The following is a 715-nucleotide window of genomic DNA, read 5'->3' as shown; positions in this document are numbered from 1 at the left end:
ATCTTCCACAGCCCCGACAAGGACGGCGACAAGAAGGCCCTGAAGGACTATGCGCAGGCAATGTTCTCGGGCGAAAACATCCCCTGGAAGGAAGAAGGCGAAATCCCGGAATATTCCGAGAAGCTCGCCCAGATTTGGGCCGACCTCTGCCCGACCAACCTCGACTTCATGAAGAGCCTTGACGATCAGTTTATCGGCGGCTCTCAGCCGGGCTTCAACAAGGCCTCCTTCGGCAACTTCCCGGGCGCCAAGGACTGCAAATACAATGCCTACCGCGCTTCCTATTCGAAGCGCATGAAGAATTTCAATCAGGTTTCCTATAAGGCTCCGAAGCTTGAGACAAGCTCGGGCGAAGCCTTCTGGCTCTGCCTTGCCGAAGGCGTGAAGAAGCAGGGTGAAAAGATTCAAGTCGTATGGGAAACGCCTGCCTTCAAGCTGTACAAGGGTTCGACGGGCGACATCGTCGGCGTAGCCGCGAAAACGAAGGGCGGCAAGATCGTCAACGTTCGCGCGAAGAAGGCGGTCGTTCTCTGCACGGGCGGGTACGAGTACAACAAGGCCATGCGCGAAGCTTTCCTGGAAGGTCCGGGCGTAGACGGCTGGGCTTTCTATGGCACGACTTCGAATACCGGCGACGGCATCATCATGGGCACCGAAGTGGGTGCCGGACTGCAGAAGGCCGGCAAGGCTGCCGCCCGAATCATCGTTCCGACAC

Annotated in this window: 1 protein-coding gene; it reads left to right on the top strand. The window is 57.9% G+C overall.

Features of this window, described 5'->3' with window-relative positions; genetic code table 11:
• Window positions 1-715: FAD-binding protein (locus H6A60_RS12025; RefSeq protein WP_205104948.1), on the top strand; the 715-nt coding region annotated here is incomplete at both ends.

This window comes from Sutterella massiliensis, assembly GCF_016899755.1.
Lineage (GTDB): Bacteria > Pseudomonadota > Gammaproteobacteria > Burkholderiales > Burkholderiaceae_F > Sutterella > Sutterella massiliensis.
Note: the sequence above shows the minus strand (reverse complement) of the source record. Positions and strands in the feature narration are given on the sequence as shown.